14 protein-coding genes are annotated in these 15180 nt (G+C 67.1%); 7 read left to right on the plus strand and 7 right to left on the minus strand.

Annotated elements, in window-relative coordinates:
* The first annotated feature begins 1 nt into the window (after position 1).
* Genes cyoC through ShzoTeo12_RS02440 form a run of 3 tightly spaced genes read left to right on the plus strand, consistent with a single transcriptional unit; the run spans position 2 to position 1786 of the window.
* Positions 2-625, plus strand: coding sequence for a cytochrome o ubiquinol oxidase subunit III (cyoC, locus tag ShzoTeo12_RS02430; RefSeq protein ID WP_119258142.1), 624 nt, complete (start codon positions 2-4; stop codon positions 623-625).
* On the plus strand, positions 622-1020 hold the full coding sequence (gene cyoD, locus ShzoTeo12_RS02435; RefSeq protein WP_318911157.1) for a cytochrome o ubiquinol oxidase subunit IV: 399 nt from the start codon (positions 622-624) through the stop codon (positions 1018-1020). Before cyoC ends, cyoD begins: the two co-directional genes overlap by 4 nt.
* A 16-nt stretch (positions 1021-1036) precedes the next feature.
* Positions 1037-1786 (plus strand): SURF1 family protein, encoded by a 750-nt coding sequence (locus tag ShzoTeo12_RS02440; RefSeq protein WP_318911158.1) that lies wholly within the window; start codon positions 1037-1039, stop codon positions 1784-1786.
* 264 nt (positions 1787-2050) lie between these two features.
* Here the strand turns inward: ShzoTeo12_RS02440 and ShzoTeo12_RS02445 are convergent, their stop codons facing one another.
* Positions 2051-4732, minus strand: coding sequence for a sensor histidine kinase KdpD (locus tag ShzoTeo12_RS02445; protein ID WP_318911159.1), 2682 nt, complete (start codon positions 4730-4732; stop codon positions 2051-2053).
* 229 nt (positions 4733-4961) lie between these two features.
* Between ShzoTeo12_RS02445 and ShzoTeo12_RS02450 the strand changes: the two genes are divergently transcribed.
* Complete coding sequence (locus ShzoTeo12_RS02450; protein WP_318911160.1) at positions 4962-5735, plus strand: SDR family NAD(P)-dependent oxidoreductase; 774 nt, start codon at positions 4962-4964, stop codon at positions 5733-5735.
* A gap of 10 nt (positions 5736-5745) precedes the next feature.
* The gene (locus ShzoTeo12_RS02455; protein WP_318911161.1) at positions 5746-6495 is read left to right on the plus strand and encodes an SDR family NAD(P)-dependent oxidoreductase; all 750 of its coding nucleotides are present in this window, start codon (positions 5746-5748) and stop codon (positions 6493-6495) included.
* Here ShzoTeo12_RS02455 and ShzoTeo12_RS02460 read toward each other — a convergent pair.
* Positions 6492-7889 carry a PLP-dependent aminotransferase family protein gene (locus ShzoTeo12_RS02460; protein ID WP_318911162.1) on the minus strand — a complete coding sequence of 466 codons (1398 nt, stop codon included), beginning with the start codon at positions 7887-7889 and terminating at the stop codon, positions 6492-6494. The two genes, ShzoTeo12_RS02455 and ShzoTeo12_RS02460, sit on opposite strands and share 4 nt — an antisense overlap.
* Before the next feature lie 101 nt (positions 7890-7990).
* Between ShzoTeo12_RS02460 and ShzoTeo12_RS02465 the strand changes: the two genes are divergently transcribed.
* The gene (locus ShzoTeo12_RS02465) at positions 7991-8854 is read left to right on the plus strand and encodes a DMT family transporter (protein ID WP_318911163.1); all 864 of its coding nucleotides are present in this window, start codon (positions 7991-7993) and stop codon (positions 8852-8854) included.
* A gap of 51 nt (positions 8855-8905) precedes the next feature.
* Here ShzoTeo12_RS02465 and ShzoTeo12_RS02470 read toward each other — a convergent pair whose 3' ends face one another.
* From ShzoTeo12_RS02470 to minC, 5 genes are all read right to left on the minus strand, one after another.
* Positions 8906-11080, minus strand: a complete 2175-nt coding sequence (locus ShzoTeo12_RS02470) for a right-handed parallel beta-helix repeat-containing protein (RefSeq protein ID WP_318911164.1) — start codon at positions 11078-11080, stop codon at positions 8906-8908.
* 271 nt (positions 11081-11351) lie between these two features.
* Positions 11352-11537 (minus strand): hypothetical protein, encoded by a 186-nt coding sequence (locus ShzoTeo12_RS02475; RefSeq protein WP_318911165.1) that lies wholly within the window; start codon positions 11535-11537, stop codon positions 11352-11354.
* 139 nt (positions 11538-11676) lie between these two features.
* Positions 11677-11940 (minus strand): cell division topological specificity factor MinE, encoded by a 264-nt coding sequence (gene minE / locus ShzoTeo12_RS02480; RefSeq protein ID WP_119258150.1) that lies wholly within the window; start codon positions 11938-11940, stop codon positions 11677-11679.
* Positions 11937-12752, minus strand: a complete 816-nt coding sequence (gene minD / locus ShzoTeo12_RS02485) for a septum site-determining protein MinD (RefSeq protein ID WP_119258151.1) — start codon at positions 12750-12752, stop codon at positions 11937-11939. The genes minE and minD overlap by 4 nt, the downstream gene beginning before the upstream one ends.
* Before the next feature lie 26 nt (positions 12753-12778).
* Entirely contained in the window at positions 12779-13522 is a 744-nt protein-coding gene (gene minC, locus ShzoTeo12_RS02490) for a septum site-determining protein MinC (RefSeq protein WP_318911166.1), read from the minus strand.
* 521 nt (positions 13523-14043) lie between these two features.
* Here minC and ShzoTeo12_RS02495 point away from each other — a divergent pair.
* Complete coding sequence (locus tag ShzoTeo12_RS02495; RefSeq protein ID WP_119258153.1) at positions 14044-15165, plus strand: AI-2E family transporter; 1122 nt, start codon at positions 14044-14046, stop codon at positions 15163-15165.
* The last annotated feature ends 15 nt before the right edge of the window (positions 15166-15180 follow it).

The following is a 15180-nucleotide window of genomic DNA, read 5'->3' on the forward strand; positions in this document are numbered from 1 at the left end:
CATGAGCGCGACCCAAGTCCACGACACCGGCGAAAAGCCGACCTTCTACCTGACGGAAGAGCACCATCCGGAAAACAGCACCATGCTGGGCTTCTGGCTCTACCTGATGAGCGACTGCCTGATCTTCGCCGTGCTGTTCGCGACGCACGCCGTGCTCGGCCGCAACTATGCCGCCGGCCCGTCGCCGGCCGACCTCTTCGACCTGACGCTCGTCGCGATCAACACGGCGATGCTGCTCTTCTCCTCCATCACCTACGGCTTCGCGATGCTCCAGATGGAGCGCAACGCCAAGATGGAGACATTGGTCTGGCTCGCCATCACCGGGGTCTTCGGCGCGGCCTTCCTCGGGCTGGAACTCTACGAGTTCTACCACCTGATCCTCGAGGGCGCCGGCCCGACGCGCTCGGCCTTCCTGTCGTCCTTCTTCACGCTGGTCGGCACGCACGGCCTGCACGTCACCTTCGGCATGATCTGGCTGATCACGCTGATGGTGCAGGTCAAGAGGCGCGGCCTCACCCATGAGAACCGCCGCCGGCTGATGTGCCTTTCGATGTTCTGGCACTTCCTCGACGTCATCTGGATCGGCGTCTTCTCCTTCGTCTATCTTCTCGGAGTCCTCGGATGAGCGCGCACCACACCCACGAAAGCGCGGCCGAAGCCCATCACGGGCACAGCCACGGGCACGAGGCCGGCCACGGCTCCTTCAAGGGCTACATGATCGGCTTCCTCCTGTCGGTCGTCCTGACCGCCATTCCCTTCTGGCTGGTCATGGCGGGCGTCATGGAAAGCAAGCTGCTGACGGCCGTCCTCGTCATGGGCATCGGCGTCGTGCAGATCTTCGTGCACATGGTCTACTTCCTGCACATGAACCCGCGCTCGGAAGGCGGCTGGACGCTGATGGCGCTGATCTTCACGCTCATCATCGTCGGCATCGCGCTGGCGGGCTCGCTCTGGGTCATGCACCACCTCAACGCCAACATGATGCCGATGACCCACGACATGATGAAGAACATGCCGTGAGGGCAGGCGGCCGGTGATGACCAGCGCGCATCCGCAGGAGGCCGGGGAGGCCGGGCCATCGTCCCGCGCCCGAACGGCCCTTGCCGCCTTTCTCGTCCTGCTCGTCGCCACCTTCCTCGCGCTCGGCACCTGGCAGGTGCAACGGCTCTTCTGGAAGCTCGACCTCATCGCCCGCGTCGAAAGCCGCATTCATGCCGATCCGGTCCCGGCGCCGGGACGGGCGGAATGGCCTTCGGTCGACAGGGAGAAGGACGAATACCGCCGCGTCACCGCGACCGGCCTCTTCCAACACGACAGGACGGTGCTGGTCCAGGCGGTGACCGAACGGGGCGCCGGCTTCTGGGTGGTGACGCCGCTCGTCCTTGCCGACGACTCGGCGATCCTGATCAATCGCGGCTTCGTGCCGGCGGACAGGAGCACGCCCGAGGCGCGGCTGGCGGGCGAAATCGCTGCCGGGCCGGTCGTGGTCACCGGGCTTTTGCGTATCACGGAGCCGGGCGGGGCGTTCCTGCGCTCCAACGATCCGGCGGCGGACCGCTGGTTCTCCCGCGACGTCGCGGCCATCGCGGCGGCAAAGGGCCTTGCCGATGTCGCGCCCTATTTCATCGACGCGGATGCGACGCCCAATCCGGGCGGGCTGCCCATCGGCGGCCTCACCGTCGTCGCCTTCCGCAACAGCCATCTCGTCTATGCATTGACCTGGTATGCGCTCGCCGCCATGAGCGCGGCGGCGGCCTGGCGGGTCTGCCGCAGGCGCGTGACATAGGCTGGAAAAAAGAGCCCCGCACGAAGCGGGGCAGCGAGCGTCACGGTTGGCTCCCGGTGACGCGGGGAAGCTCGCGGGTCACGCGAGTGACCTCCCACTAGGAGTTTGCCCCCGCGCAGGGAAGGTCTGATTCCGCGAATCCGGTACGCTTGTGCAAAAAAATGCGCAAACGGCCGCGCCACCTCCCTGCGTCAGGACATTTCCGCTTTTCTCCGAGCTGCAAAACCGCTTCGCACTTTGCTGGAAATGCTCTCGGCCTCCGTGTTACTTCGCCTTGTCGGCCTTCTTTTCGCCGGCCGGGAAGCGCAGCACGATGCGCGTGCCTCTCTTCTTCACGGCGGGGCTTTCCGCCTGGATCTTGCCGCCCATCGCCTCGGTGAAGCCGCGGGCGATGGAAAGGCCGAGGCCGGTGCCGGGCGCCCGGCCGTCCGGTTTGCCGCGGCGGTAGAATTTCTCGAAGATGCGGTCGAGTTCCGCTGGGGGAATGCCCTTGCCGAGATCGGTGACGGAGATCAGCACATCCCCGCCGTCGCGCCGCGCATAGACGTTGACCGGCTCCTCGCCGCCATATTTCACCGCATTGTCGAGCAGGTTGAAGAGCACCTGCCCGAGCAGCACGCCATCGCCTTCGATGGGCGGCAGGTCCGGCGCGATGCCCGTTTCGATCACCTTGCCGGGGAAATACTTGCGGGCCCGCTCGACGGCGGTCTGGACGACGTCAGCGACGTCGAGCCGGTCGCTCTTCGGCTTCAGCATGCCGGACTCGATGCGCGTCATGTCGAGAAGGTTCGAGACGAAGCCGCTCAGGCGGCCGCCTTCCTCCTCGATCAGGCGGAGGTCGCCGTCGCGCTCCTCGCGGGGCATCGTCTCGCACTGCTGGCGCAGGTTCGTGGCGGCATCGACGATCGTCGCGAGCGGAGTGCGCAGGTCGTGCGAGATGGAGGCGAGCAGCGTCTCCCGGTAGCGCTCGCCCTCCAGCCTGGCGGCCTGCTCCACGCTCTCCTCCGAGAGGCGGGCGCGGTCGAGGGCGATGGCGGTCTGGTCGAGGATGGCCGAAAGCGCCCGCTCGGCATTGAGGTCGAGCCGTTCCTCGGTCTGCTCGATGCCGCAGACGCCGACCAGCCCGTGCGGGCCCATCAGCGGGCGGAATTCGAAGCGGCTGTCCGGCAGCGTGCCGGTGCCGGCCCCGGCGGTCTCCTGCTTGTCGCGCGTCCAGCGCGCGGCGGTGAAGTCGGTGGTGTCGAGGTCGGTGTCGGGCGGCCAGACGGCGGCCACCCTGAGGTCCCCCTTGTCGGGCAGCAGGAGCACGATGTTACGCCGAAGGCTCGCCTGGAGCTGCGAGACCGCGACCCAGATCGCGTCGTCCGCCGTCGCGGTGGTCGAGAGCTTGCGCGAGAAGTCGTAGAGCGACTGCAACGCCGTGGCGCGCACCCGCGCCACCTCCGCCTGCTCCTTGATGCGCGAGGCGAAACCGCCGGCGATGATCGCGACGCAGAGGAAGACGACCAGCGCGAAGACCTCGTGCGGCGCAGTGATCGTGAAGGTGTGCAGCGGATCGATGAAGAGGAAGTTGTAGGCGAGCGCCGAGAGGATCGCCGCGATGAAGGCGGAGACATAGCCGCCCAGCACCGCCGAGCCGAGAACGGCGAGCAGGAAGAGCAGCGAGATGTTCGGCAATTCGGCGAAGACATAGACCAGCTTGCCCGCGACGGCGATGGCCGCGGTGAGGCCGATGGCGATGAGGGCCGGCTGGCGATAGGCGGCAAGCCCCGGCAGCGCCATGCGCCGTGGCGCGGGTGGCTTCTCGTCCTTTTCGGGCGTCACGAAATGAATGCCGATGCCAGCGGCCTTGCGCGACAGCGTGTCGGGAAGGGAGCGCGAGAGGAAGCGGGTCCAGCCGCGGTTGCGCTTGGCGCCGATCACGATCTGCGTCGCGTGCTCGCGGCGGGCGAGCTTGAGGATTTCCTCGACGAAATCGTTGCCGACCACCCGGCGCGTCTCAGCGCCGAGCTGCTCGGCGAGGCGGAACAGCGCTTCCATGCGCTGCAGCCGTTCCGTCGTTTCCTCCTCGCGGTCGGCCCGCTCGATGGAAACGACCAGCCACGGCGCGTTGAGCCCGGAGGCAAGGCGGCTCGCGACGCGCACCACCTTCTCGGAAAGCTCGTCCGGGCCGACGCAGACGAGCAGCCGCTCGCCGGTGGCCCATGGCCCCTCGATGGCGTGCTGCTTGAGATAGTCGACCATCTGGTTGTCCACCCGGTCGGCCGTGCGGCGAAGCGCAAGCTCGCGCAGCGCCGTGAGGTTGCCGAGGCGGAAGAAGCGGTCGACGGCGCGGCTCGCATTTTCCGGCAGGTAGACCTTGCCTTCCTTGAGGCGCTCGATCAGCTCGGTCGGCGGCAGGTCGACCAGAACGATCTCGTCGGCCTTTTTCAGCACGGTATCGGGAACGCGCTCGCGCACCGTGACGCCGGTGATCTGCGCGACGAGGTCGGCGAGGCTTTCGAGATGCTGGATGTTGAGCGACGTCCAGACATCGATGCCGGCCGCGATCAGCTCCTCGATGTCCTGATAACGCTTGGGATGCCGGCTGCCCTCGGGGTTGGAATGGGCGAGCTCGTCGACGAGGACGATGCGCGGATGGCGCGTGAGCGCGCCGTCGACGTCGAATGCCTGACCGTCCTGCGCGCCCGCAAGGCGCGGCAGCACCTCCAGCCCGTCGAGAAGGGCCGCCGTCTCGCTGCGGCCGTGGGTCTCCGCCAGGCCCACGACGACGTCCACGCCTTCCGCCTTCAGGCGTCCCGCCCGCGTCAGCATGGCGTAGGTCTTGCCGACGCCCGGTGCGGCGCCGAGGAAAACGGTCAGTTTGCCCCGGCGATCACTGTCCGCCGTGGCAGGCGATGCGTCGGGATCCGGTCTGCGACTGTCGTCGCGGTCGATGTCCGTCATTCTCACTCTCGTGTTCGGCGCGGGAAAGGCGCCGGGTTGAGCTGTAGCACGTTCACCCGCGGCTCGCCGATGAATCCGAAAGGCGCCTTCTACACGCTTTTCGATGGGGCTTGCCATATCCGTTTCGCCGGATTGTGCGGCCGGCGCATCGCCCGATGCGAACTGCGCTGTTGACGCGCGCCGCGCGGGGCCCTCTTCTGGCCGCATATCGAATTGCGTGGGGGAATGCATGACCGACCAGAAACGAGTAGCGCTCATCGCCGGGGGAGCCGGCGGCATGGGAGCGGCCATCGCCGCGCGGCTTTCCGCCGACGGCTTCGCGGTCGCCATCGCCGATCTCGAATCGGAGCGACTGACGGCGGTGGTGGAAACGCTGAGGGCCGGCGGCGGCGAGGCGCTGGCCGTGCCGCTCGACATCCGCAAGGTCGCCGGATGCGCCGCCGCGGTCGAGGCCGTCATGGCCTGGCGCGGCCGGCTCGACGTGCTGGTCAATTCCGCCGGCGTCTGGCGCGAGGGCGAGGCCGTGACGATGACGGAGGCGGACTGGGACCTCGTTCTCGACGTCAACCTCAAGGGCGCGTTCTTCCTCATCCAGGCGGCGATCCCGCATCTGGAGACCGGCGCCTCCATCGTCAACATCGCCTCCGATGCCGGGCTGGTCGGCAACAACGGCGCGTCGATCTACTGCGCCTCCAAGGGCGGCTTGGTGCTGCTCACCAAGGCGCTCGCGCTGGAGCTCGCCCCGCGCCGGATCCGCGTCAACGCCGTCTGCCCCGGCGATGTGGCGACGCCCATGATCGAGTTCCAGGCCGAGCGCTATGGCGGGGGCGATCCGGATGGCTACAAGGCGAAGCTCCTGTCGAACTATCCGCAGCAGGCCGCGGCCCGCTTCATCCGGCCGGAGGAGATCGCCCGCATGGTCGCCTTCCTCTGCGAGAAGGATGCCGCCCCCGTCACCGGCGCGGCGCTCTCGATCGATTTCGGCGTGACCGCCGGCTACTGAGGAGAAGGACATGCAGCGCCAGACGGCAATCATCACCGGCGCGGGCGCCGAGGACGGCATCGGCCTTGCCTGCGCCCGCAGCCTTGCGGAGGAGGGCTTCCACGTCCATCTCGTCGCGATCGGCGAGCGGGTCCTCGTCCGCGCGGAGGAACTGCGCCGGGCGGGCTTTCCGGCGACGGGCCACCTCTGCGACCTGACCTTGCGGGCGGCGGTGGAAAGGCTCCGGCAGGAAACCGGCCCCGCTTCGGTGCTCGTCAACAATGCCGGCATGGGCAACCTCGCCCAGCCCGCCCTGCAGCGCGAATTCGTGCAGCTTGAGGAAGAGGACTGGGACCGCGGCATCACCGCCAGCCTCAAGACGGCCTTCCTTGCGACCCGCATCTACCTGCCGGACATGCTGGCGGACGGCTACGGCCGCGTGGTCAACGTCGCCTCCGTGACCGGCCCCTATGTCGCCAATCGCGGCGAGACGGCCTATTCCGCCGCCAAGGCCGGCATGGTCGGCATGACCCATGCGCTGGCGCTGGAGGCGGGGCCGCAGGGCGTCACCATCAATGCCGTCGCGCCGGGCTGGATCGAGACCGGCGCCTCCACGGAAGAGGAGCGCCGTGCCGCAAGGGCAACGCCGCTTGGCCGGGCGGGACGGCCCGAAGAGGTTGCGGCCGCCGTCGCCTTCCTCGCCTCGCCGAAGGCGAGCTACATCAACGGCGCGGTCCTCGTCGTCGACGGCGGCAATATCCTGCAGGAGGCCAAGAGCTAGGCTGCGTGTCTCATCGCCCGGGCGAGGACCTCGTAGACCCGCGGGTCCTGCATATGGGCGACGTTGAAGCGCATGAAGCCGGCCGCGCTCTGCGAGATGCTGAAGACGTTGCCGGGGGCGAGGACCACGCCTTCGGCGACGGCGGCCTGCGCGACGAGCGCTGAATCCAGCCCTTCCGGCAGGCGGCACCAGAGGTTGAAGCCGCCGCGTGGCAGGAGCCAGGGCTCGATGCCGAGCCGCTGCAGCCGCTCCACCGTCTCGCGCCGCACCCGCACCAGCCGGCGGCGCAGTTCCTCCATGTGCTTGCGGTAGCCGCCGCCCGACAGCATGTGGGCGATGATCTCCGCGGAAATCGGGTTGGGCCCGCCGAAATTGGTGGCGATCTGGAGGTCGACCAGCCCCTCGATCCAGTCCGGCCGCGCCGCGATATAGCCGCAGCGCGCCGAGGCGGAGAGCGTCTTGGAATAGCTGCCGATGCGGATGACGCGGGAAAGCCCGTCGAGCGCGGCAAGCCGGGTCGAGGGCTCCGGCTCGAAATCGGCGACGATCTCGTCCTCCACGATGGCCATGTCGATCGCCCCGGCGGCGTTGAGAAGCCGGTGGGCGACCTGCGGCGAGAGCGTGGCGCCCGTCGGATTGTGGATGGCGGAATTGGTGATGTAGAGCCGCGGCCGCGCGGCGGCAAGCAGCGCCTCGAAGGCGGCGACATCGGGGCCCGAGGTCGAATAGGGCACGCCGACGACACTCACCTGATGGGCCTTCAGCAAAGCCTGGAAATTGAAATAGCAGGGATCGTCGACCAGCACGGTGTCGCCCTGCCGCAACAGGAAGCGGCAGATCAGGTCGAGCGCCTGCGTGCCCGTATTGGTCAGCATCAGGTGGTCCGGCCCCGCCGCGATGCCGTCTTCGGTGAGGCGGCCGAGCAGCAGCCGGCGCAGCGCCGGCGAGCCGCGCGTGCTGCCGTAATAGGCGAGGAAGTCGCTGTCGCTGCGCGCAAGGCTGCGGATGGCGCGGCGCAGCGCCGCGTCCGGCATCCAGTCGGAAGGCAGCCAGCCGCAGCCCGGCTTGAGCACGGCCTCGCCCGCATCGAGCGCCTGCCGGGAGACCCAGAAGGGATCCACCGCCCGCGCCTTCGGGGTTTCCGCCGAAAGTTTCAGCGGCGGCTGGGCGCTGCTCGCGACATAGAAGCCCGAACCCCGCTGCGCCCGGATCAGCCCTTCCGCCGCGAGGCGGTCATAGGCCTCGACGACCGTCGAGGGCGAGACGCCCATCGTCGCGGCGAAGCGCCGGATCGAGGGAAGCCGGTCGCCCGGGGCGAGGGCGCGGCCGGCAATGCGGCCGCGGATCGCCGCCATGACGTCGAGGGTCCGGCTGCCGGCGGAGATTTCGGTCATTGTATGACTCTCCATACCAATACAGTTTGCCATAATTGTACGGTTTTGTTCCTGCCGCCGCCAGTCCCCCCGATGTATCGAGAGGGCGAATGCGAGGTATCATGAAAACAGCGACGGACGGTTGGGGCAGCGGGCTGCTCGGGGTCATCATCTTCAGCGGATCGCTGCCGGCGACGCGCATCGCGGTATCCGGCTTTTCGCCGATCTTCCTGACATCGGCGCGGGCGGTCATCGCCGCGCTGCTCGGCGGCGCGCTGCTCTTCGTGCTGCGCCAGCCGAAGCCGTCGCGGGACGATCTCTTTTCGCTCGTCATCATCGCGCTCGGCGTCGTCGTCGGCTTTCCGCTGCTGACGGCGATTGCGCTGCAATATATCACCTCGGCGCATTCCATCGTCTTCATCGGCCTCCTGCCGCTCTCCACCGCCGTTTTCGGCGTGCTGCGCGGCGGGGAGCGGCCGAAGCCGCTCTTCTGGCTGTTTTCCATTCTCGGCAGCGCGACGGTGGTGGGCTTCGCGCTCAATTCCGGCGCGGAGGTCTCGCTTGTCGGCGACCTGCTGATGGTCGCCGCCGTCGTCGTCTGCGGCCTTGGCTATGCGGAGGGTGCGGCGCTGTCGCGCCGGCTGGGCGGCTGGCAGGTCATCTCCTGGGCGCTGGTGCTGTCGCTGCCGGTGATGGTGGTGATCGGGCTCTTCCGGCTTCCCGAAAGCTGGGCAGGCATCGCCGGCGATGCCTGGGCGGGGCTCGCCTATGTCTCGGTCTTCAGCATGCTGATCGGCTTCATCTTCTGGTATCGCGGCCTTGCCCTCGGCGGCATCGCGGCGGTCGGCCAGTTGCAGCTTCTGCAGCCCTTCTTCGGCCTGCTGCTCGCCGCCGGCCTGCTGCACGAGAAGGTGAGCCCGCTGATGGTCTTCACGACGCTCGCCATCGTGCTCTGCGTGGCCGGCGCGCGGAAGTTCGCCCGCTAGCATGGTATCGCCATCCCCGCGGCCGGAGCCGCGGGGATGGCGTCATCGGCTTCAGCCGCAACGGGCGGCGAAGGTGGCGGGGCCGATCTCCTTGCCGTTCACGATGAAGACCGAGCCGCCGGGCTGGTCGATCGAGCCGCTGAGGCCGCCGTTCCATGACGCATCGGATTTGCAATCGCGCGGCGTGTTCCTGACGGTGACGCTGCCGGCAAGGTCTTCCGTCGGCCCCATGAAGTAGAGGCCGGCCGTCCTGGCATTGTCGATCACCACATTCTCGAAGGTGATGTCGGAGACCGGGCCGCCCATGAAGCCCCACTCGTCGCCATAGAGGAACATGCCGTAGGTGCCGGCATTGGTGATCGTCACGTTCTTCAGGTCGATGCCGGAGACCGGGTTGAAGAAGATGCCGGCATTGGTGGTGCCGTCGATCTTCAGGCCGTCCACACTGACATTCGTCGTCTGCGCCTCGTCCGGCAGCGTGGAGGCGGTGACGAGCATCAGGCCGTTGATGCCGCCCTTCAGCGACATGTCGGTGATCCGGACATTCGACGTGCCCTGCAGCACGACGAGGTCCATGTCGCGGTCCTGCTCCGTGTTGTCGATCGTCACCCTGTTCATGGTCACGTCGTCGGCCGCGACGAGGAGGATGCCCTCGCGGCGCGAGCGGGTGATCGTCACATTGTCGATCGTGATGTTGCTGGCAAGGTCGGTGATCACCGGCGGCCAGTCGCTGTCGTCGATCGCGCTGCCGGCGAAGATGCCGTAGGTGACGTTGTCGATCGCCGTGTCGCGGACCGTGAGGTTCTTCGTGCCATGGGCGCTGATCGCGGCAAAGGGCGCGCGGTTCGGGTCGCCGACGGCAAATTCGCAGGTCGTGTTGTTGGTGCAGATGTAAAGGTCGTGGATGGCGCTGTTCTCGATCACCGCGCCGTCGACGCGCGTCAGGCGGATGCCGTCCTGCGCGGTTCCCGAAACGTCGACCCGGTCGATGGTGAGGCCGGCCGTGCCGGTGCTGCCGATGCCGGCAAGCCCGCCGGTGACCGAAAGCGTGGAGAGCATGCTGTTCGAGGCCATCGTCACGACGTCCTGCGCCGGATCGTAGCCGGTCAGCGTCGTCGCCGCCCCGCTATTGGTGAAGACGCCGCCGCTCCGGCTCGAAGCGCCGCGCAGCGCCAGCGTTCCCCCGCCGCCGAGCAGGGCCTGGCCCTCGCCGAGCATCAGCGAGCCGTTGAGGCCGATATTGCCGTCCGCCAGCACCAGCGCGCCGGTTCCTGCGCCGGCAAGGAGGGCGTTGATGGCCGCGGCATCGCCGCTCGCGCCGGAAATGTTCAGCACGGTGTCGACGGTCTGCCCGTTGAAGACGAAGACGGCGTCTTCCAGCGCGCCGCTCGCGGCGACCTCGGTGCGGATGCCCGCATTGCGCCGCACGGCCTGCGTCATGGGGTCGAACGGATCGACCGCTTCGCCCGCCGGTGCGCCGAACGGAATGCGAAGCCGCGCCATCACGCCGCCGGTCAGCTTGTCCTCGTTGTCGTAGGCGGCGCTTGCGCCGAAGGCGAGCGTCGAGCCGGAAGGAAGGCCGGCGACATTGGCGATGGTGAGTTCCGCGCGCAGCTTGGCGCCGAACATGTCGCTGACATTGCGGCCGTCGTACCAGTAGCTTCCGGCGAAGAGCTTCAGCTCGGCGTTTCCGTCCGGCGAGATGCCGGGAACCTTGACGCCGACTTCGGCATCCGCGCCCGTGCGGCCTTCCTCGCGCCCGGCACGGAACTTCAGCGCGCCGTTGCTGATCACGCCTCGGCCAGCTCCGTCGGCCGCCTTGCTGCCGTGCTGCGGCAGGTAGATGTTGGCGCGGGTCTCGAAGACGGGGCCGAGCGCCTCGGCGCCGAAGGAGAGCTGGTGGAAATCGTTGCCGTAGCTGGAACTGAGATAGTCGTAATAGCCGTAGAGGCCGAACGTCCACTGGCCCGGCGTCCCGAAGCGGTAGCCCACGCCGAGCGAGCCCTGCCGGATGCCGCCTTCGACGAAAGCGCCGCTGAGGTCGAGGAAGAACGCCTGGCCATCGTCGAGGCGGAACGGCAGCATGATGCCGAGATTGCCCGCCGCCTCGCCCCCGAGCCAGCGGCCTTCGAATTCGGTGAAGCCACGAATATCGGTGGCATGGGCATGCGCGACCCCCACGGCCACCGCTGCTAGCGGCCCGGCTAACCCTTTAACAATGTTCATAAATATCTCCAATTCGACAATCCGCAGCGCGGATGCGATCGGCGATATTATTCATGAGTTAAAGAGTCAACTTTTAAAATATCAAGGCCCGGACGGCATTGACCGCCGCACGGTCCGCCGGTGCCGGAAAGGATTTGGGAGGAGGGGTGCGAAAGGTTGAAAAACCAATCGTTAACCATGTCGCAAAAAGGACGACCGCCCTTCCTGCTGGAAAGGGCGGTCGTTCAAAGGCGACAAAATGGCGCAGTTGCGACATCTGCCCCGCAGGGGCTCAGTTCGTCCTTGCGGGCGGCTCTTCGGGCGGGATCATGACGCCCGCCGCCTGCTCGCAGACTTCCACATGTCGTTCCAGCGCCTGGTTGGAGAGGATGGCGCTGATGGTGGTGATGTCACGTCCCTGGTATTTGGGCATCCGTTGGACTGCCTTCAGTCTTTCCAGAAGCGCGAAACGGGTCATGACATTCTCCTTGAACTTGGATGTTGAAAATGGGGTATCGGCCCCCAATGGAGGCCGGTGGCGAGGTCGCTGTCCTTCGATGGTGCGGGATCGGTGCCCGGCATCCGCCAGATGCACGGGCGCGAGGGGAGGGCGGCCGTCAGGCCGCCTTCTTGGTGGGATCGAACGGGATCTCGATGTCGACGGCAAGCGTGGAGACCTGCGCGCCGCGTTCCATCTTGATGGAAACCTTCTCGTCGTCGACCTGCATGTGCTTGGAAATCGCCTTCAGGATTTCGTCGCGCAGCTTGTTGACGAGGTCCGAGTCGCCGGTGGAGGCCCGCTCATGGGCGAGCAGCACCTGCAGGCGCTCGCGCGCTGCGGGGGCCGACTGGCCGCGGGAGAAGAAACGGAACGGGTTCATGCCGCTTTCCTTCCGAAGATCTTGCCGAGGAAGCTGCGCTTGTCGCCGGGGATGGTGACGGGCAGGGTTTCGCCCTTGAGGCGGCGGGTCGCTTCGAAATAGGCGAGTGCCGGGGCGCTGCGGCCGTCGGCGAGCGTCACGGGCGCGCCGACGTTCGACGCGCGCAGCACGTCCATGCTTTCCGGGATGATACCGAGCAGCGGGATGGAGAGGATTTCCAGCACGTCGTCGACCTTCAGCATGTCGCCGCGCTCGGCGCGCACGGCGTCGTAGCGGGTCAGCAGCAGGTGCTTCTCGATGCGTTCGCCGTTCTCCGCCTTCAGCGTCTTGGAATCGAGAAGGCCGATGATGCGGTCCGAGTCGCGCACGGACGAGACTTCCGGATTGGTGACGACGATGGCGACGTCGGCATGGCGCATGGCGAGCGTCGCGCCGCGCTCGATGCCGGCCGGGCTGTCGCAGATCACCCAGTCGAAGGCGTTCTTGAGGGCCGCGATGACCTTCTCGACGCCTTCGGGCGTCAGGTTGTCCTTGTCGCGGGTCTGCGAGGCCGGCAGCAGGTAGAGCGATTCCAGGCGCTTGTCGCGGATCAGCGCCTGCGTCAGCTTGGCCTCGCCCTGGATGACGTTGACGAGATCGTAGACGACGCGGCGCTCGGCGCCCATGACGAGGTCGAGATTGCGCAGGCCGACGTCGAAGTCCACGACGACGACCTTCTCGCCGTTCTGCGCCAGCGCGGCGCCCAATGCGGCCGACGACGTCGTCTTGCCGACGCCGCCCTTGCCCGATGTGACCACGATTACCTTGCCCATATGTCTCTCCAGTCCATTGGATTTCGTCAGCCGAGTGTCGCGGCCTTGATTGTTTCGCCTTCCAGCCAGACCTGCCCGGGCTTGCCCCGCAGCTCCGGCTCCATGTCGTCCGCCGTCTTGTAGAACCCGTCGATGGCGATCAGCTCGGCCTCGAGCTTGCGGCAGAAGATGCGCGCCGAGGCATTGCCGGTGGACCCCGCCAGCGCCCGGCCGCGCAGGGGGCCGTAGACGTGGATGGAGCCGCCCGCGACGATCTCCGCCCCGGAGGCCACCGAGCCGATGATGGTGACGTCCCCCTCCGGGAAGAAGATCGACTGGCCCGAGCGCACCGGCCGCGAGACAACCAGCGACGGCGTCGTCTGGACGGGCGTCGCGGCGACGGGCGCAACATTCCTGACCGGCTCAGCCGCTTCCACCGGCTCCGCAGAGGCCTTTTCCGGCGCCTCGATATCGGCGGCCGGGCGTCCGTCGGTCATGGCCGGCGGCATGTCGGGGCCGAGCAGCGAGGAGCGCGCGCCCTCGATGCCCATGACGCGCACATTGCGCGCATTGAGCTGGTCGACCAGCTCGCGCAGCTCCGCCCGGTCGATATCCAGTCCCTCGACGTCCAGCACCACCGGCCGGCGAAGGAAGAAGCCTGCCGAACGGGCGGCGAGGTCGTCGAGCCGCCGCAGCCAGTCCGCGAAGGGCAGCTCCGGGGTCAGCGCAAGCGCAAGGAAGGACCGCCCCTTGAGGCGGATCGGCCGGGGTTGAGTTAACACGTCAGTCATCTTGGTTAATTTTCGGTAGCTCCGGTGTAGCGGTGAAATGGTTAACAAAAGGTTAATTTGCAGGTCAGGCTGGCGCGAGGCATGCCTTCCCGGCGGCGCGGGCGGGAATATCGCGGGCGAAGGAAACGTGGAGGTAGACGTGCCATATTCTTCGCGCCCGGTGCGGGTGGAAAAGGGGTCTGGCAAGGGGTTGGGGGGGGCTGATTCGATCTTCGGGTCGGGCCGTAGCAGGGAGCATGGCTCTTCAGGCGTTCTCGCAGGCGGCCGGGCTGTCATATGGGAGGAGGGCAACGTCGAATTCCATAGGAAATGGCCATGCAGGTGGAAGCGTGCCGCCCGCCCATGTGGAAACGGGGGAAAACGGCGCGGCCCGTTTCCCTTCAGGAAGAGCCGCCGGCAGGGGGAATAACCCGCTTCCCGCACGAAAACGCAGCGTTCCCCCTGTTCGCCGAGCCTTGACCTTTCTCCAGCCCGCATCCTATCTCGTCTCCAGACAGTGGCGGAACACGGGATAAAGCACGATGGCAGCCCATATCAGCGGCGCGGGATTGAAGCGGCAGGCGGTGTTCTGGCTCATCGCGCTCGTTTGCTTCGTCCTCTTCCTGCTCGTCTTCTCCGATATCCTGCTGCCCTTCATCGCCGGCATGGCGCTCGCCTATTTCCTCGATCCGGTGGCGGACCGGCTGGAGCGCATCGGCCTGTCCCGCATGATGGCGACGGTGGTGATCCTCATCACCTTCGTCGTGCTCTTCGCGCTGTCGCTGATGATCGTCATCCCGCTGCTGGCGACCCAGGCCGCCGATTTCCTCGAAAAGCTGCCGGGCTACGTCACGCAGCTCCAGGAACTGGTGGCGAGCTTCAATCCCGACCTCCTGCCCAAATGGATCAGCAGCCAGATGGGCACGATCAAGCAGAGCTTCTCCTCGATCCTCGCCGAGGGCGCGGGCTTCCTGGGCACGGTGTTCAAGCAGCTCTGGAATTCCGGCATGGCGCTGGTCAACATCGTCTCGCTGCTGGTCGTCACCCCCGTCGTCGCCTTCTATCTCCTGCTCGACTGGGACCGCATGATCGCCAAGGTGGACAGCTGGGTGCCGCGCGACTATGTCGACAATGTCCGCCAGATCGCGTCCGAGATGGACGCGGCGATCGCCGGCTTCGTGCGCGGGCAGGGCTCCATCTGCATCATCCTCGGCCTTTACTACGGCATCGGCCTTTCCTTCGCCGGCCTCAATTTCGGCCTGCTGATCGGCCTCTTCGCCGGCCTCATCAGCTTCATTCCCTATGTCGGCTCGCTGGTCGGGCTGGTGCTCGCCATCGGCGTCGCCGTCGTGCAGTTCTGGCCGGACTACTGGATGGTCGTGCTCGTCGCCGTCATCTTCTTCTCCGGCCAGTTCATCGAGGGCAACATCCTCCAGCCGAAGCTCGTCGGCTCGCGCGTCGGGCTGCATCCGGTGTGGCTGATGTTCGCGCTCGTCGCCTTCGGCGCGCTCTTCGGCTTCGTTGGGCTGATGATCGCGGTGCCGGCGGCCGCCGCCGTGGGCGTGCTTGTCCGCTTCGGCCTCAGGCGCTACCTTGACAGCGACCTCTATTACGGCAGCAGCAAGCCCATCCTTCTCGAAGAGAGCACGCCGGAAGACGAGTAGGCGGCAAGAGTTCAG

The sequence above is a fragment of the Shinella zoogloeoides genome (assembly GCF_033705735.1).
GTDB lineage: Bacteria > Pseudomonadota > Alphaproteobacteria > Rhizobiales > Rhizobiaceae > Shinella > Shinella zoogloeoides_A.

What these genes read in the sequence shown, in the direction of transcription:
- cyoC (WP_119258142.1), top strand. Translation starts at nt 2, where the DNA reads ATGAGCGCGACCCAAGTCCACGACACCGGCGAAAAGCCGACCTTCTAC.
- cyoD (WP_318911157.1), top strand. Translation starts at nt 622, where the DNA reads ATGAGCGCGCACCACACCCACGAAAGCGCGGCCGAAGCCCATCACGGG.
- ShzoTeo12_RS02440 (WP_318911158.1), top strand. Translation starts at nt 1,037, where the DNA reads ATGACCAGCGCGCATCCGCAGGAGGCCGGGGAGGCCGGGCCATCGTCC.
- ShzoTeo12_RS02445 (WP_318911159.1), bottom strand. Translation starts at nt 4,732, where the DNA reads ATGACGGACATCGACCGCGACGACAGTCGCAGACCGGATCCCGACGCA.
- ShzoTeo12_RS02450 (WP_318911160.1), top strand. Translation starts at nt 4,962, where the DNA reads ATGACCGACCAGAAACGAGTAGCGCTCATCGCCGGGGGAGCCGGCGGC.
- ShzoTeo12_RS02455 (WP_318911161.1), top strand. Translation starts at nt 5,746, where the DNA reads ATGCAGCGCCAGACGGCAATCATCACCGGCGCGGGCGCCGAGGACGGC.
- ShzoTeo12_RS02460 (WP_318911162.1), bottom strand. Translation starts at nt 7,889, where the DNA reads ATGACCGAAATCTCCGCCGGCAGCCGGACCCTCGACGTCATGGCGGCG.
- ShzoTeo12_RS02465 (WP_318911163.1), top strand. Translation starts at nt 7,991, where the DNA reads ATGAAAACAGCGACGGACGGTTGGGGCAGCGGGCTGCTCGGGGTCATC.
- ShzoTeo12_RS02470 (WP_318911164.1), bottom strand. Translation starts at nt 11,080, where the DNA reads ATGAACATTGTTAAAGGGTTAGCCGGGCCGCTAGCAGCGGTGGCCGTG.
- ShzoTeo12_RS02475 (WP_318911165.1), bottom strand. Translation starts at nt 11,537, where the DNA reads ATGACCCGTTTCGCGCTTCTGGAAAGACTGAAGGCAGTCCAACGGATG.
- minE (WP_119258150.1), bottom strand. Translation starts at nt 11,940, where the DNA reads ATGAACCCGTTCCGTTTCTTCTCCCGCGGCCAGTCGGCCCCCGCAGCG.
- minD (WP_119258151.1), bottom strand. Translation starts at nt 12,752, where the DNA reads ATGGGCAAGGTAATCGTGGTCACATCGGGCAAGGGCGGCGTCGGCAAG.
- minC (WP_318911166.1), bottom strand. Translation starts at nt 13,522, where the DNA reads ATGACTGACGTGTTAACTCAACCCCGGCCGATCCGCCTCAAGGGGCGG.
- ShzoTeo12_RS02495 (WP_119258153.1), top strand. Translation starts at nt 14,044, where the DNA reads ATGGCAGCCCATATCAGCGGCGCGGGATTGAAGCGGCAGGCGGTGTTC.